Source organism: Bacillus paralicheniformis, assembly GCF_001042485.2.
GTDB lineage: Bacteria > Bacillota > Bacilli > Bacillales > Bacillaceae > Bacillus > Bacillus paralicheniformis.
Map to the genome: position 1 here is coordinate 91377 of NZ_LBMN02000011.1, position 23782 is coordinate 115158.

The 23782-nt window shown below is 45.7% G+C and carries 29 protein-coding genes; 2 read left to right on the forward strand and 27 right to left on the reverse strand.

The window, feature by feature from the left end; translation table 11 throughout:
* Positions 1-172: 172 nt before the first annotated feature.
* From ACH97_RS08700 to ACH97_RS08725, 6 genes are all read right to left on the reverse strand, one after another.
* The gene (locus ACH97_RS08700; RefSeq protein ID WP_048350518.1) at positions 173-1366 is read right to left on the reverse strand and encodes an ABC transporter permease; all 1194 of its coding nucleotides are present in this window, start codon (positions 1364-1366) and stop codon (positions 173-175) included.
* Entirely contained in the window at positions 1363-2055 is a 693-nt protein-coding gene (locus ACH97_RS08705) for an ABC transporter ATP-binding protein (protein WP_020451222.1), read from the reverse strand. The genes ACH97_RS08700 and ACH97_RS08705 overlap by 4 nt, the downstream gene beginning before the upstream one ends.
* Positions 2052-3188, reverse strand: coding sequence for an efflux RND transporter periplasmic adaptor subunit (locus ACH97_RS08710; RefSeq protein WP_048350517.1), 1137 nt, complete (start codon positions 3186-3188; stop codon positions 2052-2054). The genes ACH97_RS08705 and ACH97_RS08710 overlap by 4 nt, the downstream gene beginning before the upstream one ends.
* A complete protein-coding gene (yknW, locus tag ACH97_RS08715) occupies positions 3189-3884 on the reverse strand; it encodes a YknW family membrane protein (protein ID WP_020451220.1) in 696 nt (231 codons plus the stop codon).
* 150 nt (positions 3885-4034) lie between these two features.
* Positions 4035-5855: an ABC transporter ATP-binding protein gene (locus ACH97_RS08720; protein ID WP_023857281.1), complete on the reverse strand. Its 1821-nt coding sequence runs from the start codon at positions 5853-5855 to the stop codon at positions 4035-4037.
* Positions 5856-5867: 12 nt separating this feature from the next.
* Positions 5868-7625 (reverse strand): ABC transporter ATP-binding protein, encoded by a 1758-nt coding sequence (locus ACH97_RS08725; RefSeq protein WP_023857282.1) that lies wholly within the window; start codon positions 7623-7625, stop codon positions 5868-5870.
* Between the two features lie 266 nt (positions 7626-7891).
* Between ACH97_RS08725 and ACH97_RS08730 the strand changes: the two genes are divergently transcribed.
* The gene (locus ACH97_RS08730; protein ID WP_020451217.1) at positions 7892-8269 is read left to right on the forward strand and encodes a Rok-like winged helix domain-containing protein; all 378 of its coding nucleotides are present in this window, start codon (positions 7892-7894) and stop codon (positions 8267-8269) included.
* Between the two features lie 30 nt (positions 8270-8299).
* Here the strand turns inward: ACH97_RS08730 and moaD are convergent, their stop codons facing one another.
* From moaD to mobA, 6 genes are all read right to left on the reverse strand, one after another.
* On the reverse strand, positions 8300-8533 hold the full coding sequence (gene moaD / locus ACH97_RS08735) for a molybdopterin converting factor subunit 1 (RefSeq protein ID WP_020451216.1): 234 nt from the start codon (positions 8531-8533) through the stop codon (positions 8300-8302).
* Entirely contained in the window at positions 8530-9024 is a 495-nt protein-coding gene (locus tag ACH97_RS08740; RefSeq protein WP_020451215.1) for a molybdenum cofactor biosynthesis protein MoaE, read from the reverse strand. Before ACH97_RS08740 ends, moaD begins: the two co-directional genes overlap by 4 nt.
* A complete protein-coding gene (gene mobB, locus ACH97_RS08745) occupies positions 9003-9530 on the reverse strand; it encodes a molybdopterin-guanine dinucleotide biosynthesis protein B (protein WP_020451214.1) in 528 nt (175 codons plus the stop codon). Before mobB ends, ACH97_RS08740 begins: the two co-directional genes overlap by 22 nt.
* Entirely contained in the window at positions 9497-10789 is a 1293-nt protein-coding gene (locus ACH97_RS08750) for a molybdopterin molybdotransferase MoeA (RefSeq protein ID WP_020451213.1), read from the reverse strand. The genes mobB and ACH97_RS08750 overlap by 34 nt, the downstream gene beginning before the upstream one ends.
* 18 nt (positions 10790-10807) lie before the next feature.
* On the reverse strand, positions 10808-11821 hold the full coding sequence (locus tag ACH97_RS08755) for a molybdopterin-synthase adenylyltransferase MoeB (RefSeq protein ID WP_020451212.1): 1014 nt from the start codon (positions 11819-11821) through the stop codon (positions 10808-10810).
* A 105-nt stretch (positions 11822-11926) separates the two neighbouring features.
* Positions 11927-12514 carry a molybdenum cofactor guanylyltransferase gene (mobA, locus tag ACH97_RS08760; protein WP_020451211.1) on the reverse strand — a complete coding sequence of 196 codons (588 nt, stop codon included), beginning with the start codon at positions 12512-12514 and terminating at the stop codon, positions 11927-11929.
* A 152-nt stretch (positions 12515-12666) separates the two neighbouring features.
* On the opposite strand from mobA, the gene ACH97_RS08765 reads away from it, so the two are divergent.
* On the forward strand, positions 12667-13623 hold the full coding sequence (locus ACH97_RS08765; RefSeq protein ID WP_020451210.1) for a coiled-coil domain-containing protein: 957 nt from the start codon (positions 12667-12669) through the stop codon (positions 13621-13623).
* Positions 13624-13767: 144 nt separating this feature from the next.
* Here the strand turns inward: ACH97_RS08765 and rok are convergent, their stop codons facing one another.
* From rok to ACH97_RS08835, 15 genes are all read right to left on the reverse strand, one after another.
* Positions 13768-14355, reverse strand: coding sequence for a transcriptional regulator Rok (rok, locus tag ACH97_RS08770; RefSeq protein WP_020451209.1), 588 nt, complete (start codon positions 14353-14355; stop codon positions 13768-13770).
* 546 nt (positions 14356-14901) lie between these two features.
* Positions 14902-15360 (reverse strand): redoxin domain-containing protein, encoded by a 459-nt coding sequence (locus ACH97_RS08775; protein WP_020451208.1) that lies wholly within the window; start codon positions 15358-15360, stop codon positions 14902-14904.
* A gap of 89 nt (positions 15361-15449) precedes the next feature.
* Positions 15450-15992, reverse strand: coding sequence for a biofilm-specific peroxidase AhpA (ahpA, locus tag ACH97_RS08780; protein ID WP_020451207.1), 543 nt, complete (start codon positions 15990-15992; stop codon positions 15450-15452).
* 295 nt (positions 15993-16287) lie between these two features.
* Positions 16288-16533, reverse strand: a complete 246-nt coding sequence (locus ACH97_RS08785; protein ID WP_003181323.1) for a YkuS family protein — start codon at positions 16531-16533, stop codon at positions 16288-16290.
* Between the two features lie 62 nt (positions 16534-16595).
* On the reverse strand, positions 16596-17720 hold the full coding sequence (locus ACH97_RS08790) for an N-acetyldiaminopimelate deacetylase (RefSeq protein WP_020451206.1): 1125 nt from the start codon (positions 17718-17720) through the stop codon (positions 16596-16598).
* A 69-nt stretch (positions 17721-17789) separates the two neighbouring features.
* A complete protein-coding gene (dapD, locus tag ACH97_RS08795; RefSeq protein ID WP_020451205.1) occupies positions 17790-18500 on the reverse strand; it encodes a 2,3,4,5-tetrahydropyridine-2,6-dicarboxylate N-acetyltransferase in 711 nt (236 codons plus the stop codon).
* A gap of 106 nt (positions 18501-18606) precedes the next feature.
* On the reverse strand, positions 18607-19059 hold the full coding sequence (locus ACH97_RS08800; protein ID WP_020451204.1) for a flavodoxin: 453 nt from the start codon (positions 19057-19059) through the stop codon (positions 18607-18609).
* 29 nt (positions 19060-19088) lie between these two features.
* Positions 19089-19982 (reverse strand): WD40/YVTN/BNR-like repeat-containing protein, encoded by an 894-nt coding sequence (locus ACH97_RS08805; protein ID WP_020451203.1) that lies wholly within the window; start codon positions 19980-19982, stop codon positions 19089-19091.
* A complete protein-coding gene (locus ACH97_RS08810) occupies positions 19972-20451 on the reverse strand; it encodes a flavodoxin (RefSeq protein WP_020451202.1) in 480 nt (159 codons plus the stop codon). Before ACH97_RS08810 ends, ACH97_RS08805 begins: the two co-directional genes overlap by 11 nt.
* 130 nt (positions 20452-20581) lie before the next feature.
* Positions 20582-21457 carry a LysR family transcriptional regulator gene (locus ACH97_RS08815; protein WP_025811363.1) on the reverse strand — a complete coding sequence of 292 codons (876 nt, stop codon included), beginning with the start codon at positions 21455-21457 and terminating at the stop codon, positions 20582-20584.
* Between the two features lie 142 nt (positions 21458-21599).
* Positions 21600-22043, reverse strand: a complete 444-nt coding sequence (gene cbpB, locus ACH97_RS08820) for a cyclic-di-AMP-binding protein CbpB (RefSeq protein WP_020451200.1) — start codon at positions 22041-22043, stop codon at positions 21600-21602.
* A gap of 180 nt (positions 22044-22223) precedes the next feature.
* Positions 22224-22403 carry an antirepressor AbbA gene (abbA, locus tag ACH97_RS08825; RefSeq protein ID WP_003181305.1) on the reverse strand — a complete coding sequence of 60 codons (180 nt, stop codon included), beginning with the start codon at positions 22401-22403 and terminating at the stop codon, positions 22224-22226.
* A 138-nt stretch (positions 22404-22541) separates the two neighbouring features.
* Positions 22542-23060: a ribonuclease H-like YkuK family protein gene (locus ACH97_RS08830; protein ID WP_020451199.1), complete on the reverse strand. Its 519-nt coding sequence runs from the start codon at positions 23058-23060 to the stop codon at positions 22542-22544.
* A gap of 57 nt (positions 23061-23117) precedes the next feature.
* Positions 23118-23267: a hypothetical protein gene (locus ACH97_RS23735; RefSeq protein WP_020451198.1), complete on the reverse strand. Its 150-nt coding sequence runs from the start codon at positions 23265-23267 to the stop codon at positions 23118-23120.
* An 11-nt stretch (positions 23268-23278) separates the two neighbouring features.
* Positions 23279-23521 (reverse strand): YkuJ family protein, encoded by a 243-nt coding sequence (locus tag ACH97_RS08835; RefSeq protein ID WP_003181299.1) that lies wholly within the window; start codon positions 23519-23521, stop codon positions 23279-23281.
* Positions 23522-23782 lie beyond the last annotated feature (261 nt).

Genomic DNA, 23782 nt, shown 5'->3' on the forward strand with positions numbered 1-23782 from the left:
AAAAGTATTTTTAAATTTAGTTTAATTTTCGCATACAAAAAAACCGCCTCTAAAGGCGGTTTCAGCGTGTCGACAAACTCTCGCATTCGTTGTCAGGCCTGCTAAGTCGATGCTCATGAGTAGGAGCGGGTGTTTCAAAGTGACGCTTATCGGCTGACGACTATATGCCGCTTTACTCATACCTCAATGCATCAATCGGATGAAGGCGGGCCGCTTTATTGGCCGGGATGAGGCCAAAGATAACCCCGATCGCCATGCTGAACAGGACGCCTCCGAGGACCACCTGCCAGGAAACGAGCGGCGGCCAACCGGCAAAAAACGAAACTAGGGCGGCTCCGCCGTATCCGAGGCCGATGCCAAACACCCCGCCAATCAGCGTGATCAAAGACGATTCTATTAAAAATTGCATCAAAATCTGGCCTCTTGTTGCACCAAGCGATTTTCGAATCCCGATTTCCCTCGTCCGTTCCGTGACCGACACCAGCATAATATTCATGACGCCGATCCCGCCAACGAGTAAAGATATGCCTGCAATTGAGCCGATGAACATCGTCATAATTGTTGTAATCTGGCTGATCCCGGCCGCTATGGCCTCCATGTTCATCACTTCGTACGAGTCCGTGGTGCCGTGATTGTTGTTGACGGCCGCGGCAGCCTGCTTTCCGACGGCTTGCAGATGGTCGGCAGATTCAGCTTGAACGGAGACAGAGTCATAGTCGCTGATGCCGAAGGACGATTTTAACATTGAAAACGGAACATACATCTCATTCATCCCCAACGCAAGCAGCCCGGCTTCTTCTTTTAATACGCCGATGATTTCAACGGGCTGGCCATTGATCCATACGACGCGGCCGAGAGGCGACTGCTGAGAAAAAAGTTCCTCCGCAAGTTTCGGCGAAACGACGGCGACCCTGCTTCCGGCATTGTAATCCTCTTCTGAAAACTCTCTTCCCTTTTCGACTTCCATCGAGTTGATGCTGATATATCCGTCATTAATGCCGTTTACAGCGGCATCCGTTTTTTCATCCCGGAAACGGACATTCATAGACTCGGTAGTTTTCGCAACGACATGCTTCACGCCTTCGAGTGACTTTAAACTTCTGATGTCTTCTTCGGTGAAGCCGGCGTCTAAATAGGCGTTGGGATTGGACGTCAATTCTTCATTGCTGGGCTGATAATAGATTTCGACCGTGTTGCCGGGCCCGCTGATCGTCTGCTTGAGCATTTGCTCTCCTCCTTGCCCCGCTGCAACAACGACAATAACAGAGCCTACACCGATAATGATTCCGAGCATTGTTAAAATCGAGCGCAGTTTATGGGAAAGGATGGAACTTAACGCCATTCTCAAGTTTTCGATGAGATTCATTGCACCGTCCCCCTCCGCTCTGTTTCCGGCGAGACGATCACACCGTCCCTCACCATGATGATCCGGCTTGTATAATCTGCAATCTCCGGTTCGTGGGTGACGAGCACCACCGTCGTTCCTTCCTCATTCAATTCGGTGAATTGCTCCATGATATCCCGGCTTGTTTTCGTATCGAGCGCTCCGGTCGGTTCATCGGCCAATATCAGCTTCGGTTCATTGACGATCGCTCTTGCGATGGCTACACGCTGTTTTTGGCCGCCGGAAAGCTCGTTCGGCAAATGGCGCATTCTGTCCTTGAGCCCGACTTTTTCAAGCGCCCGTTCGGCCCGCTCCCGCCGCTCTTTTCTTGGAATGCCGGAGTAGATCATCGGAAGCTCCACATTCTTTATGGCATTCAGTCTCGGCAGAAGCTGAAACTGCTGAAAAACAAAACCGATTAAACGGTTTCTGACGCCGGCAAGCTCCCTTTCACCATATGATGAAATATCCTCGCCGTCCAGCCTGTAAATACCCGATGTCGGGCGGTCAAGACAGCCGATAATGTTCATGATTGTCGATTTTCCGGAACCGGAAGGCCCCATGATGGACAGATATTCACCCGGCTCAATTTTCATATTGATCTCCCTGAGAACATCAATGGTTTCCCCTCCGATTTGGTAGCTTTTTTTCACGCGGGAAAGCTCAATCATTGAAGCTTCACTTCCGTTCCGCTTTTCATGTCCTCGGCCGGGTTTGCGATAACCCGGTCCTTGTTCGTCAGACCGCCGGTAATTTCAACGACGCCATCTGCTTTCTCGCCGGTTTTGACATTGATCCTTTTCGCCTTTCCGTCTCTGACGACATACACGTATGATTGATCATCATCCTGCTTGACGGCATCTTCAGGAAGAGCCTGAATGGTTCTTTTGTCCGTCTGGATTTTGAGAATCATATTGAAGCCGGGCTTTGCTTTAGGACGCTCCCCTTTTATTTTGACTTCAAACGGATATTGAACAGCTTGTTCCTTTCCTCCCGCAGCACCTGCAGACGCCTCTTCTTCGGGAACCAATCCGACTTGAGAGATTCTGCCCCGCCACTCTTTATTTTGGATGACATCCGATGTGATGGTCACGTTCTGTCCCTTTTTCACTTTCAATGTGTCATACTCTGACAACACACCTTTAACGACAAGCTTGTCCTCGTTACCTATATGTATAACCGGCTTTTGAATATCCGATTGCTTTAAGGCGGCTTGTTTATCAGCGGTGATCACTGTCCCGTCAATGCCGCTTTTTACTTGCAGCGCTGCAGATTTTTTCGCGAGCGTTTCCTTTTGCAGGTCGGCTTGTTTCAGCTCAAGCTGAAGCGATTTTTCTTCCATTTCAAGCTGGGACCGTTCGTCATCCATTTGCCTTTTGGCTTTTTCCGCTCCCAGCTCAGCCTTCAGCTCGTCTTCCTTGCTTTTTAGACTGCTGATTTTTCGCTTTACCTGTTCAAGCTGGAGTTCCTTCGATTGAATGGATAAAGCATTCTGTTCTTTTTCCAGGCGAATTTCTTCGTTCGTATAGGTGAAAAGCACATCTCCTTTTTTCACCTTGTCGCCTTCTTTTACTTTGATGTCGGCAATTTTCCCTTTTTCGGGTTCAAAATATTCGTATTGTTCGTTGGCAAACTTTAGGGCGCCCGGAACCATGACTTCAGAAGAAATCTCTTTCTCTTCCAATTTGACGGTTTGGACCGCTGTTTCAGCCCCTCCGCCCGTTTGCACCGAGCGGTAGAGGTTGAGTCCGATAAAAAGCGCAGCAGCCCCAACAATGATAATGCCGATCCATATTTTTTTCATTTACATTGCTCCTTCAAATGTATCGAAGAAATTCCTCGCGATTCCGCCTGTTAAAGCGAGCAAAATGGAGATCACAAATAAAATGATCACACCGGTCCAAGCCGCTTTTTTGGAGATGCCCCCAACCTTTTGGAGACCCAGTGCAACCAGTGCGAGCGACCAGATGGTGAAAATATCAAATACACCTAATACCGATTTGAGCGGCTCGTCTGCCGGGATGATGCTGCTTAAAGACGTGATGGCGATCGTGGGATCAATATTTGAATAATAGATCACAAGCCCGCCTATGAATTGCCCGATAGCCGCAATAAAATATGTAAAAACAGACAGCGAAAACATGTGAACAAAATTGGTTGTTCCTCTTCCGATTTTGACAATCAGCCAATAGATTAAAGCGCTGATCAGCAAGGCAATCACAAAGCCGATGATCCCGCCGATGATCCCGCCGATGATCCCGATTCTCTTCATAGTGGCTTCAAATGTTTCATCATCTCCCGGCATTTCCGACAAATCGGTAGATAACACCGTTTTTTCGCTGAGCATATACGCGCCGGTAACCGACAATAATAAAACAATAACAAGCGGAAACCAGACAGCCGGCTTTTCTCTCATTCTCTCAAACTGTTCTCCGGGATGGGTAATCAATCCGAACAATGACGGATTTTTTACTTTTTCAGTTTCTAAATGCGTTTCCATATGTATCCCCCTTAAAAAATGAATTACCAGTTTATACGCAGAATCATCTAAAATGTTTCACCTCTGTTTTCTCAAAAAAACGCCCCGGCCGCATTTCAGAATATGCGGCCGCGGACGGTTTCAGAATATGCGGCCGCGGACGGTTTCAGTTTAGTTTCGCTGAAACATTTGATACTGCGCTTTCACCAGCTCATAATACATTCCACGTTTTTCGATTAATTCCTGGTGATTTCCTTCCTCTATTTTCCGGCCGTGGTCAAGAACCAGGATTTTATCCGCATCCCTTATCGTTGAAAGCCTGTGAGCGATCATAATAGCCGTTCTGCCATGGAGCAGGGTTTTCAATGCAGCCTGAATCTTGACTTCCGTTTCTGTGTCAATACTTGCGGTTGCTTCATCAAGGATCAGAATGCGAGGGTCTGCCAGGAGCGCCCTCGCGAATGAAATGAGCTGCCGCTCACCTGCCGATAATACATTGCCGCGTTCTTCCACTTCTGTGGCGTATCCATTCGGAAGCGCTGAAATAAACGAATCGGCCCCGACAGCTTTTGCTGCTTCGATCACTTCTTCATCGGCGGCATTCGGACGGCCAAAACGAATATTTTCCATAATCGTTCCGGAAAAAATAAACGTATCCTGCAGCACGATGCTGATTTGCGAACGAAGATCGGAAAGCGAGATATCGGTAATCGGTATTCCGTCCACTTTGACAGTCCCGCCTGTTGCATCGTAAAACCTGCTGATCAGATTCGCGATCGTCGTCTTCCCTGATCCTGTATGTCCGACAAGCGCGAGCGATGTTCCCGCCGGCACCTCAAATGAAATGCTGTGCAGCGCCTTGCGATTCCCGTCATAAGAAAATTCCACCTGTTCAAATTCGATCCGGCCTTTTAATTCTTTAATTTTGACCGCATCTTCCTTGTCTGCCACACTCGGTTTTTCATCCAGAAATTCAAATATCCTCTCTGACGAAGCCATCCCCATCAACAGCTGGTTGTAGACTTGGCCGAGCCTTGAAATCGGCTCCCAGAACATTCCGAGATAGAAGGCGAATGAGACAAATACACCGATCGTAATCGTTTCATTGATGATTAAGCTTGTGCCGTACCAGATTAAAATGGCCGTCCCGACGGCGTTTGTCATTTCTACAAGCGGGCGGAATGTCGCATTTTTTTTCGTCGCTCCCCGCCAGGCTTCAAAGTTCTCGCTGTTGACGCCTTCAAAATACATCATATTCTCTTTTTCCTGCGTAAATGCCTGAGTGACCCGGATGCCTTGAATGCTTTCATTCAAATGGGAATTCAGTTTGGACTGCTTTAAGCGCACCTTTTGCCAGGATCGTCGGATTTTCCTTCTGAGATTGGTTGAAATGAAGAACATAACAGGCAGCGTCACCATGATGGCGATGGTCAGCTCAGGACTGAGCGAAAACAGAATGACGATAATACCGAAGAGGAGCAGGATATCCATCAATAAATTGATGACTCCGCTCGTAAATAATTCCTGCAGAGAATTGATGTCATTCATGATCCGGACAAGGATGGAACCTGCCGAACGCTCATCGAAAAAGCGATGCGACAGCCGCTGAACATGCGTAAATAAATGCTGTCTGAGATCATAAATGACATGCTGGCCAAGCTTGTTCATCCAGCGGATTCTCAACACATTGCTAACATAATTGACAAGATATAATCCACTGATGACGGAGATCAGAATCGCAAGAAGATTCATATCCCGGCCTGCGATTGCTTTGTCGAGCGCATAGACGCCGATCAAAATCGGCACCGTCAGCCGGATCGCCGCCGAGATCATGACCGTTAAAAAGGAGAGCGGCAGCAGATTTTTTCGGTAAGGCTTTAAATATTTGAGCAGCCTCCACATCTGCGCCCAGTTAAAAGGCTTTTCAATGATTTGGTCTGAAGTATAAAAAAACCGATTCATCAATGTTTGTTTTTTCGCCTGATTTTCCATAGCAAGAGCCTCCTATCCTGCAAAATGCGGCTCATTCAACACATTTTGATCTTTATACTGCAAATCAAAAATCCGTTTGTATAAACCGTTTTCTTCCAATAATTGTTCGTGTGTTCCCCTTTCCTTAACAACACCTTTATCGAGCACAAGAATTTCGTCGGCATGCTTTAAGGATGAGATTCTGTGAGCGATGATGAACGTCGTCCGATCCCGCATCACTTCCCGCAATGCAAGCTGAATACGGTGCTCCGTTTCCATGTCAACGGCACTCGTCGAATCATCGAGGATGAGAATGCCCGGGTTCAGACAAATCGCCCTCGCAATCGCGATTCGCTGTTTTTGGCCACCGGACAGTCCGAGCCCCCTCTCGCCGAGCATCGTATCGTATTGGTTCGGAAGCTCCATGATAAAATCGTGCGCCTGGGCTCTTTTCGCGCTTTCGATGATCTCTTCCATTGATGCATCAGGATTTCCATAAGATATGTTTGATCTGATCGTTGATGAAAATAAAAACGATTCCTGCGGGACGACGCCGATATTGGAGCGCAGCATTTTTAATGAGTAGTGTTCAAGCGGCTTGCCGTCGATCATGATCCGGCCGGATGTCGGCTCATAAAAGCGGCTCAGCAGTTGAATGATACTGCTCTTTCCTGACCCCGTCGCACCGATTAACCCGATCGTTTTGCCGCGCTCGGCTTGAAAAGACACTCCATGCAGTGCTTCAGCGTTTTCTTTTGTATATTGAAGGGAAACATCGCTGAATACGACATCGCCGTTCAGTCTGCCGTTTTTCACCGCATGTCCGCTGTCGGTGATTTCCTCTTTGGCATCAAGAATTTCCAGCAGCCGCTCTCCTGATGCTTTCGCTTGTGAAAACAGGTTGATGACATAACCGAGGTTCATGATCGGCCACATTAAGTAATTGACAAGACTGAAAAAAGCGACAAGCTCCCCCGGTTTTAAGCTGTTTTGCATCACGAGCCAGCCGCCGAACGACAACAGGGCAACGAGGCAAATATTGCCGATAAACTCCATCAGCGGAAAGAATTTAGACATGATAAACGAAGCGTTTAAGTTTTTATTTCGAAAATGGTCATTTGAATGAGTAAAGTTTTGAATCTCAAAATCTTCTTTTGATAAAGATTTAACGGTATTCATGCCGCTGATATTTTCCTGAACTTTCGTATTTAAACGGGCGAAAGATTTTCTTATGTTCCGAAAAGCCGGATGCACTTTTTTATCAAACCTGTAGACAACCGCTCCTAAAAACGGCAGAGAAGCAATCGTTACCAGAGTCAGCGGCACAGAATAAGAAAACATGACAGACAGACTGAAGGTGACAAGCAGGATAAAGCGAATCGCCTCAGCAAAACCGAAAGATAAAAAGAATCTGATGCCTTCGACGTCAGCCGTAAGCCTCGACATTAAATCTCCCGTTTTAGCGCTGTCATAATACTTGAACGGCAGACGCTGCAACTTCGCATACAGCTCTTTTCTTAACCGGTAGACCGAGCGGATTCCGAACATATCTCCAAGATACTGATGAAAAAAAGTAGCTGCGCCCTTCGCCGCCATGACAGCGATGAACCCGAGGCTGATCCATATGACCAAACCGTACCTTCCGCCGAGAATCACTTCATCAATTGTCATTTGCAGAATAATCGGGTAAACAACAGTGATCGCCGTCATCAGAAGCATCGACACAAGCGACCACAAGAACATTCTTTTATAAGGCCAATAAAAATCTTTTAGTTTTTTAAGGGACTCCATTTGCACCAGCACCTTTCCAATTCATGTAAAACAAGGACACATCATCTAATATATCGGTTTGCGAAATAAAATTCCACCGATTTTACAAAATTCAGACTTATTATGGAGTTTTCCTCCTTCTTCCGCTTGAAATAAATCCTTTTTAAAATGTGACAGTCAATAAAAAATAGTTTCTTGTTGGCAAAGGAAATTTTTTGATGAATGAAGGAAGATGATGTAAAATAATAGAAAATGTTATCAAATTATGAATGACGGAGTTGATTGCAATGGCGAAAAGAGAGGCTTTAAAAAAACAGCTTCTCCTCTTAGGTGAATTGGAACAAAAAATCTGGAAGGACTTCCGGAAAGAACGCGAAGGGATTTACGCAAGGTTAGGAGAACTTGACAGACAAATCCAGCGACATAGACGTTCCACTAAAGAGTATTATGCAGCACATTGCGTAGACATTATTAAACAGCAAAAAGGAAAAATTGTAACGACAAAAGAACTGAAAATGAAACTGAAAGAAAGAACCAATTTTAACGTTCACCGTATTAGTGAGCTTTATGACTTGATTCAAAAATTAGAACCAAACATTTCGAAAGAACGGCGCGGCTGTTTTATTTATCTGGAAAACGGTTCGAAAAAAAACGTCGGTCGGTAACAGGCTCTATGCCTGAACCGACCGACGTTCTCAACCTCCGCTGACCGGGGGAATAAGAGCAACCGTATCTCCAGACTTAACCTCACTGTTTCCTCTTCTGTACACTTCGTTGACAGCGATCATCGCTCGGTCCGTCCCCTGAAGATTGTAAGTTTCTTTTAAAAACTGTCTGATGTCGTCTGTTGTCGTTTTTTCTTCATTTATATCAACGCTCTGCGCACCCGCTTGTTCGGCAAGCTGGGCAAACAGTAAAATTTTAATCAAAGGTCAGCACCTCTTTTTCTGTCGGAAGCCGCTGCTTCCAAATCTGGTTTCCCTTCCGGGTATTCAGTTGTCTCAAGCTGGTCGCCGATCCAAGTCTCGCCGTCCTCCCAATGTTCTTTTTTCCAAATCGGCACAATTTGCTTTATCCTTTCGATCGCATATTCGTTCGCTTCATATGCCGCTTTCCGGTGAGGTGACGACACCGCGATCACCACGGCCGCGTCGGAGATGTCCAGCCTGCCGATGCGATGGGTAATCGCTGCAGCTGTACCAGGCCATTTTTCATTGATTTCTTTCCCGATCTGAGCAAGCATGCTGACCGCCATTGGAACATATGCTTCATATTCGAGATAGAGTGTCTTTTTTCCATTTGTCCATTCTCTCACTGTTCCAATAAACGTCGTGATGGCACCGGCTTCCCTTTTTTCAACTTTTTTGACGATATCTTCGATGACAATCGGCTCTTTTGTTATAACAAATCGTTCAGACAAACGCCTTCCTCCTTTAGATGATTCAGAATAAAAGCCACGGCGCTCGGGTCTTCAATATGAAAGGATGGAACATCCGTTTTCGGCTCGCTCTTTTGATAAATGACGGCGATGATGCCGTCCAATTCCTCCAAGAGCTGACAGTCCGCTTCGTTTCTGACCATGACAACTTTTTGATATGGCGCATGTTTAAATCCTTCGATGAGAAGACACTGAACCGCTAAAACTCCATAAGCGGCAATCAGTTGATCAAGCGTCCACTCGCCGCGCGCCCTCAGCTGAAAAACGCCTGCTCCTTCGACGCCGGACGCAGCCGCTCCAGCCCGAAAAAAGCGGTCGGAATCCTTTCCCTCGGCGAAAACATCCGGTTCTCCTCCATGTCCGTGGTGTTTCAGGCAGCCAATCTTGACTCCGAGCTGACCGAGCTTTTCCGCTAGTTTTTCAACGAACGTCGTTTTGCCGCTGTTTTGGTACCCTACGATCTGGAGGATTGGAAAATGTGCGGCCACAGCTCTTCACTTCCGTTCTCATCCCGGTATAACAGAACATGCACTCTTGCCCCGGCCTCATAGCCTCTCGTTCCGCCCGGCAAAACCATCAGCGCATTGGCATCTGCCAGCGACGTGACGGCGCTTGATTTATCCAGGCCGACAGGCTCCGCATGAAGCGCCCCGTCTTTAATGGATACAAACGAGCGGACAAATCTTGTAAACGGATTAGGCTTTGGAAAATCCTTGCTTAAAACCGCTTCTGCACATAAAGAATACGGCTTTTGATGATGCAGCCAGGTGTGGAGGGACGGCTTGACAAACAGCTCAAATCCAACGAAGCAGGCTGACGGGTTCCCGGAGAGCCCAAACAGCAATTTGCCGTTTAATTGAGCAACAGTCGTTACACTTCCCGGACGCATGGCCACTTTATTAAACAGGACCTCGGCCCCGAGCTTTTCGTAAATTGCCGGCAGAAAATCAAAGTCCCCTACGGACACCCCTCCGGTCGTAATCAGAAAATCCACCTTGTCCAAAGCTTTTTCCACCGCTGCAAAGCTTTCGTCAAATCGATCAGAAATCTTCCCTAAATAAAGGGGGGTTCCGCCTGCTTCTTCAACCTGGGCGGCCACCATGCCTGCATTGCTGTTGCGGATTTTTCCGGGAACGAGGGGATCGCTGACATTCAGGAGCTCCGTTCCGGTGGCAATGATGCCTACCACAGGCTTTTTGACTGCAGGTACCGCTGCATATCCGAATGTTGCAAGCAAAGCGACGACACCCGGTGTGATCCGGGTTCCTTTCTTCACAAGCACTGATCCTTTTCTCGCATCTTCTCCGGTTTTTGAAATATTTTCTCCCGGCTCCAATGAGCGTTTTAACACCATATAGTTTTTACCGTCTTCTGAGTAGGTTTTCGTCAGCTCAAGCATGACTACCGCATCAGCGCCCTCCGGAATCTGCGCTCCGGTCATAATTCTGACAGCTTGAAAAGGACCGAGCGTTTTACCTGACACGGCTCCGGCTCCAATGTGATCAACCACCTCGAATTGCAGCGGATTTTCCCGTGAAGCACCGGCGGTATCGCAAGCTCGGACAGCAAAGCCGTCGTACGGCGAACGGTCAAAAGCGGGCACGTCGTGATCAGCCTTTACATCTTCGGCTAAAAATCTATGGAGACTCTCCTCAAGGTGGATCCACTCTGTATCTCCCTGCTTCCAGTGCCGAGAGACACGCGCAGCGGCTTCAAAAACTGGAATGGGCGTTCTTTTTTCAATCATTAAAAAAACCTCCTGTTGTTACATTCCGATGACTCTCGCCAATATGGAGTTGGCTTCTTTTATATCATTTGTGCCGTGAACAAGGGCTCTTCCATCGTTAAATATGACGATTCTGAATGTCTCGTATTGTACATGCAGCAAATAATCATTCGCATCCACTTTTCCGATGCCCGAAAGTTTTTTCATGAGTTCCTCTTTAGGCAGCCGTTTTAACATATCGCTGCGAATTTGGACGGTCTCTCTTCCGCACAGAACGTCGGCTTTTTTTTGGCTCATGTTGCTGAGGAAAGGAAAAACCGGCGTTTCTCCGCACGAAGGACATGTCTCATTGCGGCCGATCTCCATTCGGAAGTGGGTGTTCGCCCATAAATCAAACGTGACAAAAGCGGTTTCAAGCGTATCTTGGTTGTCCGTTAAGATTTTTAGAATTTCAGCTTGCTGATAAGCCGACACCATTTGAACGGCCGGCGAAATAATCCCCGACGTGTCGCATGTAGCCCCGCCAATCGGAACATCTTCAAACAGGCAGGCAAGGCACGGCGTTTTTTTAGGAATAATCGTCATATACATGCCCTGACTGCTGACACAAGCGCCATAAACCCACGGAGTGCCCGTCTCTTGGGCAAGGTCATTGATGATCATGCGGGTCTCAAAGTTATCCGTTGCATCGATGACAGCATCCGCTTCTTTGATCAGCGGTCTGAGTGTTTCCACGGTGCCGTCGGCAACATATGTACGAAGCTCAACATCGCGATTGATCTGGGAAAGACGTTCTTTTGCGGCTGCCGCTTTCGGAAGCCTTTCCTCAGCGTCTTTCTCTGTATAGAGCTGCTGCCTTTGCAGGTTGCTCCATTCCACATAATCGCGGTCTATAATAGACAGTGTACCGATGCCTGCGCGCACAAGCCCCTCGGCAGCCGACGTGCCGAGCGCCCCGGCTCCGACGATCAAAACATGGCTCTGCCTGATTCTGTCCTGACCCGCCTGTCCGATGTTTTGATATCTGATTTGTCTTGAATACCGTTCATGCATCAGGATGATCCCCTTTACTTCCTTTTCTATATCATATCATTTTTCCGTCCGCTGTTTTTTGAAAAACACTTTCCGAAAAACCCTTGCAATCTATAATAAAATATTTCATCCCGGAAAGAACGGTTCTATTTTATCTAAATCCGACTTTTTATTGACATTTATAAATTCCCACGGCTCTGCCCCGACCCTATCAGCTTCAATATACTTGACGCGGATGCGGTCGAGGAAACTGCTGATCTTCAGCTCGTTCTGCTGAAGCTGTTCGAGGAGGACGGATTTCACCCTTCTGCTGTAGACAGCAACAAGCGGCTGCGCCCTTCCGTCTGCGACCGGCACGACGGCGTCATCCGCCGGGGTCATCTGCTGTTTTAAAGCCGATATGGTCTCCTGCCGGACAAGCGGGGTATCACAGGCCGAAAAAATATAGCATTCCCCTTCCGCCCGAACCATGGCTGTGTACATACCTGCAAGCGGCCCTCTCCCACTGAACGGTTCGATATCTTCCAGCACCGCTTTTTCCCCGAATTCTTTAAACCGCTCCGTCAGCCCCGGACGGCTCAATATCAGGACATCGCCTCCCAGCGCACGTTTGCACCATTGATAAAGCGGCTTGCCTTGCCAGCGGGCAAACGCTTTCGGTTCCCCAAAACGGCGTGAAAGGCCCCCCGATAATATGACATGTATTTCTTTCATGCAGCTCAACCTTCCTTCGCGTGTTTCTGCCTGCGAACATCATAGCAAAATTTTAGAAATCCGAACAAGTCTGTAAAATCTCTTTTTCAAAAGGCATGCCGTGTTTCATTTATGCATATTGTAGTTGTAACATTAATAGGGGGCTGGTCACCATGAAAAAAACAACGGGTTCGCTGCCTTATTTTCATGATTTATCACAGGAAAACCTTTTTTTAAAAGCGGAGCTGGCAAGGTCACATCAATTGATCCACGAGCTTGAAGCAAGCTATTTTCATCAAAAAAATCATAAGCTCAGCCAGGAAAACGCAGCGCTGAAGCAGCAGCTTCAGCAGCTGTCAATCGAACTGGAGCGGATTTCGGCAAACAAGGAAGACGAGTCGGCCGAAACGCTCAACCGGATAAAAAGCGAACTGCTGGGTAAAATCGTTGTTCTTCAGGAGCTCCTTCAAAAAGAAACCTATGCAAGAAAACAAGAGATAGAAGAAAAGCACCGCCTTCATTTAACAAATGTAAAAGCCGAAGAAGAGAAAAAAAGCTTACATAGCCAAATAGAATATGAAAAGCTTCATGCGGAAAAAGAAAAAACGCTGAGGGAAAAAAAGGAGCATGAGCTCGAAAACGCTGCACACGAAAATGCCCGCCTGAAAGACGAACTTCATGCTAAAGGTCTTCAGCTCAAACAAATCGAAACAGATGTTGCGGTATTAAAAGAGCGGGTGACAGAAACGAAAAACCGCCTTTTGGAGGCTGAAAAAACAAAAGAAGCGCTGTTTTACGAAACGATTTTATCCTATAAAAGGCAGCTCGATGAAAGTGATAAGTGGATCGCTTCTCATTTTGCCGATATTGATACATCTCAGCAGACGGAGAAGGCGCTTGAACAAAACGAAGAGCTTTTTGAACGGTCAGAGCAGATCGAGGCGGTACTTCAAACAGTTACGGAGCAAGTCGATCAGCTCCAACAGCAATTGAGCGTCATCAAACAAAATGACATGAAAATGGATCAGAAAATAACTGAATGGAAAAAGCAGACGAAAGAAGAAACAACCCCGCAAAAATGGGTCTATCAAATTAAACGCAAAGACAAAGAAACAAAACCTTTAAATTGAATACCACTTTAAGGAATAATTTGGATTTTATAAAAAACCGCTTGAGTCGATTGTCTCAAGCAGTTGATTAGGGCGGCGGCGTATATAGCGGCCGCCTTGGTGTTCCTCAAAATGGAAACGCTATCTGGAAAAGCAAGGGTTTGACTATTGCTGCTCTGTCTCGGTAGAAATCTCACCCTCTAATATATATTGACCGCGGTATGGTTTTTTGACTTCCGGGTACATTTTAATCAGGCTTTGCATAAAGGTTGTCATATTAGGGATCTCAAGTCCGCTCTCTTTTTCGATTTCTTTTTGAAGTTCGGAGCTTTTGATGGCCGCATTATGGCGTTTTAATGTTTTAATCGCCGCTTCACGCAGTTTTGCAGCTTTTGAGCCTGGACGTGCTGTACCCCTTCTGCGCCTTGTCGTTCCATCTGGAATTCCGGCAGGCAGTGAGGAGGTTTGCGGAGAAGTCTGCTGCTGGTTCTTTTGAGATGCTTGCGGCTGCTGCTGTTGTTGCTGATAGCTCTTCATCTCCTGCGCAGCTAATTCAGCTAAAACAGGGAGAGATTCCGTTTTACGCTCCGGGCGAAAATCTTTTTTTGTATCATTAAAGCTGGATGGACGATCCAATTCACGCAGCTTTGCATATATATTATCCCGCTCAATTTGATACTCCCTAATCACCTTAACCTCAGCCTCATTCAGCTGCTCCAATCTTAAACGCAATGCTTCCCTCTCGTTAAACATACCGTTTATACCCTCCTATCAGAATAAATAAACCTTCCAATAAAAATATTAGATTACCAAACTAATTTTATCAACTATTTTTTCGTTTTTCTACTGTTGCTTTCCGTTAAGAAAATAGAACTAAATTTCCGGAAAACTTGAAGCCTGAGGAGTTTTCGAAGCATTTCGGCCTACTCTAAACTCATTGTCGAAAAATGGTAAATAATGAAGGAACATAGAAAATTACTTTTCAACGAAACATAATTTAGGAATAGACTCTACTGTTTAATCGTGATGGAAAGTGTGAAATATCAATGATTAATCCGGCTTATAAATCCAGAATATTCAAAATTGCCAGATTTCACTTGTCGAATTCGCAGTTTGTTGTGTACAGGGAAAGTCAGAAATACTCCTGAAACAAAAACAGGACATAAGACTCATCAAGTAAAATAAACAGTGTCTAATGATCCATTTGTCGAAAGGGGCGGATAGAGGAAATTTTTTTGCTTTTTTTGCAATGAGGAGCCGAATAAACAAAAAACCCCATGAAAACGGGGCTTTTCATCTTTATTCAGCAGACTGTTCTGTTTCGGCAAGAACACGGTTTACACGTTTTTCGAGCATTTTCATCCCGCTTCCTCCAGCTTGAAAATGGCGAAGCTGGCCTGTTTTATCAAAAACGTAATAAGCCGGAACATATTCGTTTTCGAAAGCGTCAGTCAGCTTATGGTCGCTGTCAACAAAAACAGGCTGAGTAATATCATGTTCAGCGGCAACCTCTTTGATTTTATTCAAGTCTAAATCGTCTTCTGAACGCGGCATATGCACGGCCACCACGTTTAGTTTATCGCTGTAGCGGTCGCGGAACTCATTGACTTGCGGCATCGCCTCTTTGCACAAGTGGCAGCTGATCGACCAAAAATGAATTAATGTCGGCTTTTCTCCGATAAGCTGCTCTTTTGTCACTTCTCCGTTTAACCACTCTTTTGCGCCGGTCAGTTCCGGCATCGGCTGGCGTAATTTCATGATTTTTCCTCCATTGTCATTTTTGTCGATTAAAAAGGTCTAACAAATGTTAGACCTTTCCAATCTGATTTCTAATTTGAGAATAAAAATTAAAGAGTTGCTTGACCCGGTTTCCAGTTTGCAGGGCAAAGACCGCCTGTTTGCAGCGCTTGAAGCACGCGCAATGTTTCGTCTACATCACGGCCGATGTTGTTATGGAACACTGTTTGATATTGAAGTTCGCCTTCCGGATTAATGATGAACAATCCGCGAAGCGCCACACCTTCTTCTTCAATCAGTACGCCGTATTCACGGGATACTTCATGGTTTGTGTCGGCAGCAAGCGGGTATTTCAGCTGGCCGAGACCATTTTCTTTGCGGTCTGTGTTAATCCATGCCAAGTGAGTGTGGATGGTGTCAGTTGAAACGCCGATTACTTCTGCATCAAGGTCTTCAAACTCGTCATAGCGGTCAGACATTGCTGTAATTTCTGTCGGGCACACGAAAGTAAAGTCCATAGGATAGAAGAATAGAACCGTCCACTTATCATTCTTCATGTTTTCTTCAAGGCTTACTTTTCCAAATTCTTTGTTTGCAAGAACCGCTTCCATTTCAAAGCGCGGCGCTTGTTTACCTACCATGCGTTCTGCCATTTTATGTATCCCTCCAATTGTGATTTTTGGGTTCTGCTACCCATATCAAAATGAGAATTTAAATATTAAATTCTCATTTAGTTAATAACATCACATACATAATTCATTATAATACTTACCATATTTTTAGTCAATATTAATTGATAATAAATTTAAATTAGCGGTTGTTCTTTTTTTAAGCCTTTAAAAAAAGTGTAACATGCCTCCGGATGATGAAACAACCGTTTAACACCCGACAGCCGTTTTTTTGGAAAAACAAGTTAAAACCGAAGCTGGAACTTCGGTTTTATGTTTATTACTGAAGTTTTTGCTCAACCTGCTGACAGATTTCATCGGCAGTTAAACCAGTCGCCTGAATGACAGATGCTCCGGTCATCGTATCTGAAATCCCGAGCATGTCAGTGTCCAGACCAGTGACAACACAGCAGTCGCAGCCTTTTGCATCGTCTTCGGTTTTCATCGTTACAACCTCATACCCTTTTTCCTTCAAAGCAGCCTCGACATCAGAAAGAGATTGTTCGATTCCGATTTTTTTCGACATGAAGAAACACCTCCACCAATTAAGATGCCACGTTTGCTGATTTTTTATACCAGCCGCTTGTTCTAATTGGCTTTGGAAGAGAAATAAGCCGTCATAACGCGGACTGCCGTCTCAAGCGCTTCCTCTTTCGGCTGCAGTTTGGCATGGTGGAGTCCGTAAGGTGAATCGACGCCGAGCCAAAACATGAAGCCCGGATACTTTTTCAGCATATAGCCGAAGTCCTCTCCTGTCATCGCTTCTTTTGAACGGATGACCTCTGCAAGGCCGTTTTCAGAAACGAACTTCATAAAGTCTTCAACTAAACCGCTTGAATTATAGACCTGATAATATGCTGCCGGATAGCTGACTTTACCGATGCATTGATAAGCCGTTTCCAGGCCGCTCACCATCGCCTCGATCCTTTTCTTCACCTGTTCCATTGATCCCGGGGACAGCGTCCTGATCGTCCCTTCAAGCCTTGCTTGCTGAGCGATAATGTTTTGTGCTGATCCGCCTGTAATCGTCCCGATGGTAATGACAGCACTGTCCAGCGGATCGACATTCCTGGCTACGATCGACTGCATTTGCGTAACGAGCGAACTGGCGGCGACCACCATATCTTCTGCAAGGTGGGGATATGCGGCATGCCCGCCCTTTCCTTCAAGTTCGATTACAAGCTCTGACGTATTGGCAAAGAGCAGCCCGCTTTTCGTTCCGATCGTTCCGACCGGGAGCTCAGGCGCGATGTGCAGCGCTGTGATCATGCTCGGCTCCCACTTTTTAAACAAATCGCTTTCAAGCATCGGTTCAGCGCCGCCCGGCCCTTCTTCAGCAGGCTGGAACAAAAACAACAGATCTTGTTTAACCGGGTTGCGGACGAAATGATCGATGATGCCGAGGGCAATCGTCATATGAAAATCATGCCCGCACGCATGCATCCGGTTCTGATGTATGGAAGAAAAAGAATATCCGGTATCTTCCCGAATCGAGAGCCCGTCCATATCCGCCCTGTAAGCCAAAATCTGTTCAGGGGCTGTCCCTTTAACCTTTACAAACAGTCCGGTTCTCCACTTTTCGATTTCAATCCGGTCTTCCGGATGCTTTAGTAAGTGGTTCAAAAGATAAGCCTGTGTCTTATATTCCTGAAAACCGAGTTCAGGAATTTGGTGCAGATCTCTGCGAATCGCTGCTAATTCGTCCAATTTCATCTTTCTAACCTCCCCGGCGATACGAAAATGCGTGGATTGTCACATCCACGCACTTTTCGCCGCCGCTTCTTAAAGCTGACGCAATTCCTGTTTGATTTCTGTTTTGCCTTTTGTTTTTTCATCGATGTCTTTGATTTTTTTCGCAGGCGTTCCGGCAACTACTGTGTAAGGTGCCACATCTTCCACAACGATTGCGCCGGCAGCAACGACGGCTCCTTTTCCGACAGTCACACCTTCAAGTACGACGGCGTTTGCACCGATGACGACATCGTCTTCAATAACGACAGGTTTTGCTGAAGGGGGCTCAATGACACCGGCAAGCACGGAACCCGCTCCAATGTGGCAGTTTTTGCCGACGGTAGCTCGTCCGCCCAGCACGACATTCATATCGATCATCGTTCCTTCGCCGATTACAGAGCCGATGTTGATGGAAGCTCCCATCATGATAACGGCGTTGTCGCCGATTTCCACTTGATCGCGGATGATCGCACCCGGCTCGATTCGCGCTTTAATATTTTTCAAATCGAGCGTTGGGATCGCCGAATTGCGGCGGTCGTTTTCGACAACATAGTCTTCAATTTTACCTTTGTTTGCTTCGAGCACAGCTTGAATCTCCGCCCATTCACCGAATACTACCCCAGTATGCCCTGTAATAAAAGGCTTGGCTGAAGCGCCGAAGTCAATTCCTTCAAGGTCGCCTTTCACATACACTTTAACAGGTGTTGATTTCTTACTATTTTGAATAAATGAGATAATCTCATTTGCATCCATCATTTTCATTATGTAAGTCCTCCTTCTCTTTTTCTCCTCATTACTGTATCAAAGGAAAGATTTAAAAACAAGAAAAAAAGGAAAGGGGGCGTCCCGTTTCCTTTTTTAGCAAATGTCATGCCGGCACTTCACATTTCTTTGCAAAATCCCTGCCGAATTGAAGCAGCATGTCTTCTTCTTCATCTTCCGGATTCATTTCGATTTTGACGGACGGAAGCACCGTGTCTCCGCCAAGCTCTTTGATTTTGTCCTCAAGTATGTCGACGGCACCGCAAAAATGCTCGTAAGAAGTATCTCCGGACCCGAAAACGGCAAACATCTTATCTGTGAAATCCATCCCTTCCATATCATCGTAAATATCCAAAAACTCATCCGGGAGATCCCCGTCGCCCCATGTATAAGCGCCAAATATCATATACTGATAATCGTTAAAGAGCGCCGCATCTACATCCATCGCTTCATGGCGGTCAACTTCGGCCCCGCCCTCAAGAAGGCCTTTCTCGATTAAATCGGCCATTGCTTCTGTATTTCCAGACATGCTTGCATAAACCAGCAAAACTTTCCCCATCGTTATTCCTCCTATAAAACGCTATAAAATCAGTGGGCTGCAGCAGGCTGTTCATAAGGCCTGACAAATTTGCATTCATAAAGACCCGCGCAAAAGAAGTTCTCCTTTTGATTGGCGACTCTGAATCCATGCCCTTTAATCGTGTCAAACCATTTCAGCTCTCTTTCAAAGAAATCAAGCCGGTAGATTCTTGAAAATCCGTCTCGGTCTTGAGCCGACGTGACATAGATGATTCCGTTGTCTTCGGACACATCCAGGAATGATTCTTCATTCTCAACAAGGCCCTGGCTGATTTGTATTTCATCATTCGTGTGGATGTTGACCAAATTGACGGCACCGTGATTTCCTTTTTTAGATCCCATCGCACAAACCAGCCATTCGCCTTCAAATGCGATCATCGAGGCGGTCATGCGGCCGGTTTCTTTTTTGATCAAAAAAGCCGATTCTGCTGCCAAATCGTATGCCCAAACACCACCGTGCACTTCATGAATCTGCGTTCCGATGTAAAGGCGCTCCTCATGGAGGCACAGAGAGCGGATAACGGGCGGATGACTCAAAGCGGAAAACGGCTTGACGATTTTCCATGAGACGCCGAAATCCTCTGATATGTAAATGCAATGCTTCCCATGGGCACAAACAAAGCCGTCCGTTGTCCCTGTGATCGACCAAATCGTAGCGTTTGTCGGAAAGCTTGAGATTGACCAGGTTGCTCCTTGGTCAGACGATCTGATAATCGTTCCCCTCTCCCCTGCGCCGAATAAATAATCGCCGATATAGGTGATGGAACATATTTTGCTTTTTAATTGAAAGAGCTTTGTCCAGCCTTGCTCAAGTGAATAGTGAAAAATCCCTTCCCGCTTGATGGCGACAAAGTAACCGGAATGCTTTGCCGAAGCGACGGCCGTCGCACCTTTATGAAACATGGGTCTCAGCCTGCCGCTTTTCGTGTTCTGCCCATCTTATAAAACCTTCGGCAAATTCCTTGCAGCACTCGGCATCTTCATCCGTTTCGGGGGCAAGTTCTATTTTCAAGGTCTCTCGATAAAGGTCGGCGCCGGTTCGTTCTAGCATGCTGTAAAACGTGTTGACCGCTTCGCAAAAGCGGGGGTATGCATAGTCGCCGGATCCGAAGCATGCCGCTTTCTTTCCTTTAAGGTCAAGCGAAGAGACCTCGTCGTAAAACGATTCCGCTTCATAAGGAAGATCCCCGTCTCCCCATGTGTAGGTGCCGATTAAAAGAAGATCGTATTCAGCCAATGAATCGGCATCGACATCATCCATTTCCTGAATTGCGACATCAAAACCGTTCTCCTTCAATGTATCTTTGATGATCATCGCGATATCCTCCGTGTTGCCGGACATGCTGGCATATGCAATTAATGCTTTAGACAACAGAATCACCTCTGAAATTGATAATGATTTTCATTATTATATAGATACACTTTAAATGATAATGATTATCAATGTCAATAAATCGCACAAAAAAAGCAGCCCTCTTTTTTGAGTCCTGCCTTTCTGATGTTTATTCAGTTGCCGTACATTCTTTCACAACCTCTACAAACGCCTGTACTTGCTTCAGTTGGAAAGCCGGCTCATAACCGAGCAGCCACGTATCTCTGCCGATTGCTTTTCCTTTAGCGTCAAGCAGCGGGATTTGATGAACATGGCTCCCGCTTCCGTGAAGCGTCACAGATGGAAGGATCGCATAGCCGATTCCGTGGAAAGCCATCTGTTTGCATGTTTCAATTTGGTCGACAATAATGGTCTGCTTTGGCGACGTTTTAAACTTTTGATGCCACCAGTGCTGAATTTCCTGATAGTACGAACTGTCGCTTTTGAACTGGATGAACGGCCGTTCCGTTTTGGCAATGTCCTCAATGTTACGGATCTCTGTATCGACAAGGTACAATTCGTCCCGCATCAAGTAATGCTTCGGTCCTTTCCATTCCGGGTTTCCTCTGATAATGCCGACATGAACATGGTCTTCGTAGAGGCTTTTCAGCATTTCGCTGCTCCATCCGGTCACGAGCGAAATTTTCACGTTTGGATATTGTTTGACATAGGTTTTCAGAACGTTGGGAAGCCAATGCTGCCCAATGATCGAAGCGGCCGCCAATTTGAGCGTACCGTGAATCTCGCCCTCCAACTCATCGATATTCTCTCTCACTTTTTCCTGTTCCAATGTCACATCTTTTGCGAACTGGATGATTTTTTCTCCGGCAGACGTAACCGTCAGCCCTTTTTGCGATCTCAAAAAAATTTTCGTTCCCCATGATTTCTCAATGGTCTGCAGGCGTTGGGACAAAGCCGGCTGGGAAACAAACAGGCGTTCAGCCGCTTTCCGCATATTTAATTCTTCCGCCAGAACGACAAGCATGTGGAGCTCTTGAAGCTGCATGGACATTCCTCATTCCAATAAGTTTTTCTTATCATACATTTAATCAAACGGCTGTTTTTTAATCAAGCGGAAAGTCAGGCTTCGGAGAATGTGCGGAGGGTTTGGTGGAGCGCTGCAAATAAAAAATAGGCCGCTGCCGCGCCTATTTATTCAACGTTCTCAAATGCTTATTCAGCTGTTTTAACACGACACGCCTTGTAAATATGCCTTCGAAAACCTGCTCTTCATTTTCGACACATACAAACGCGTTGTTGATGACCAGTCCGAATCCTTTTAAGATCGGGTCGTCAATTTTCAAGCGTGGGATGTCTGTCAGCATGACTTCTTCAACATGAATCTTGTCAAGCTTCTCAAATTCGATTCGTTCCAAGCCGAAGATTTTATCCATGATCATATTCGTTCCGATTAATCCGTGCAAACGGAAAGAAGCATCAAGTACAGGGATCGCGGTATATCCGGTTTTCGTCAACACGAGAAGGGCATGTTCCAGATTATTTCCGACTTGAACATGGGCTACTTTATCAGCATCGATCATAAACTGACCTACTGTCGTTTCAAGAAGTTCATCTGATTGCATACTAATCATGATTTTTCGACTCCTTTTCAGCTTTAATCCATCAACGCATATTTTCCCTATACTACAATAATATAAACGATATCAATATTTGTCGAAAACTTTCCTTTCTTCCAAGGTCAGTTTATCATTCCATATCCTTTTAGGAAACAAAAAAGATACTCTAATGAGTATCAATTGATATAATCTGACCTAATTTTCAGACCGGACACGGTCGTATAAGGTAACCAGTTTTTTATATGTCAGGCTATCCACATTTTTTGTACCCGTTTCTATATCATTGATCTCACTGCTTAGTAGCTCTACGGCATACTCATGGTCCAAAAGTACGTTCAGCAACAGTTTTCTCTCTTCTTCTGAAAAGCGTTCCATTCTTAACCAGCCCCCTAATTGATTTAGCTAGAGTCAGAAACAATATGTTCTCTCTAGTTTCTATAGGGCTAGAATATGAAATTGCAATTCAAACGTCAACCGCACATTTCGACATCTGTTCGATTTTCTTTCAAACAATTATTTTGTGTACCGGTTTGCATAGCTTGAAGCTGTATAGGAGTCAGGTTTAATTTTGGCACAGATTCCCATGGAGGTGATCCGGCCCGTCATTTCCTGGATTAAATCCTTTGTCATTCCTTTTTTTCCGATATCCAAATGAACTTCAAGGGTTAAATCTGCTCCCTCGTCTGTAAACGGAAGAAGCAGATCCATAATTTCATTAAAGTAATCATTTAAAAGATATGCGGCAATCTCTTGGCTGTAAGCTGTTTCAAGCGATATTTTCTCCCTGAGGCTATGTATCGGTCTGTTGACAACCGTGTTTTTCAGACAGCCCCACGCTCCTTTGCCCTTGCGGTGCAAATGGATAGCCGTGATAAACTTTGTGCAGTTCTGATGTATTTGCGAGTCTGTTCCGACGGACAGCAGATAGCTTGCCCGCGGATCTTGGCGTATGAACGCCTTCAGTCTCCCGATCACTTCAGGAAATGTCATTTGATCTTCAGAAAGATTATAAAAAAGAAAAGAATCAGCCATTGGAATGCCCCTTTTCATTTTTGATCTGCACCGAAGATGGAACGATTCGTCTGTCTGCTATCCTTTTTTGGTCGGTATATTTTTCAAGCTGAACCCGCAGCTGTCACATCTGTAAATTACATTCTGATTGGACTGGGCTGTCAGCACTTGATCCATATGCTCGGTTGTTTTGCAATTCGGACAAATAACGCTTGGAAAAGCTTTCATGCCATATCCTCCTATTGCTGAAGCAGTTCAAAGATTTCGATTGAAATCATATCGATGTTGTCAAACGGAAATGTGGTAGGCTTATCGCCTTTTTGATAAACTGTCAGCTCAAATGTTTGGTTTTTTTCAAAATATTTTACGCTGCAAATTTTTTCTCCGTTTACTTCAAAATTGCGCTGCGTCGGTTCTCCGGCAGCCTCCGCAGTCTCCTGCAGGCTCTGCAGTCTCGTGATGATACCCATTAATTGTGACATTCTAAAAAAGACTCCTTTCAAAAAAACAACTTCAGGATCAACAAGTATTAATTATAATACAAGTTCTACACGCATCATACCACAAAGTATCAGCCGATGACATTTTTCCTTTCTGATCATGAAAAAGAAAAACCGCTTTTCATAGTTTGAGTTTTCTTTTTTCATGTCATACATGAAAAATATTTTTTTGACTGCAGAGGAGCCTTTTTAACCACCAATTTAGATTTATGGGGCAACAGGATTGTCTTATTCCTGTCCCAC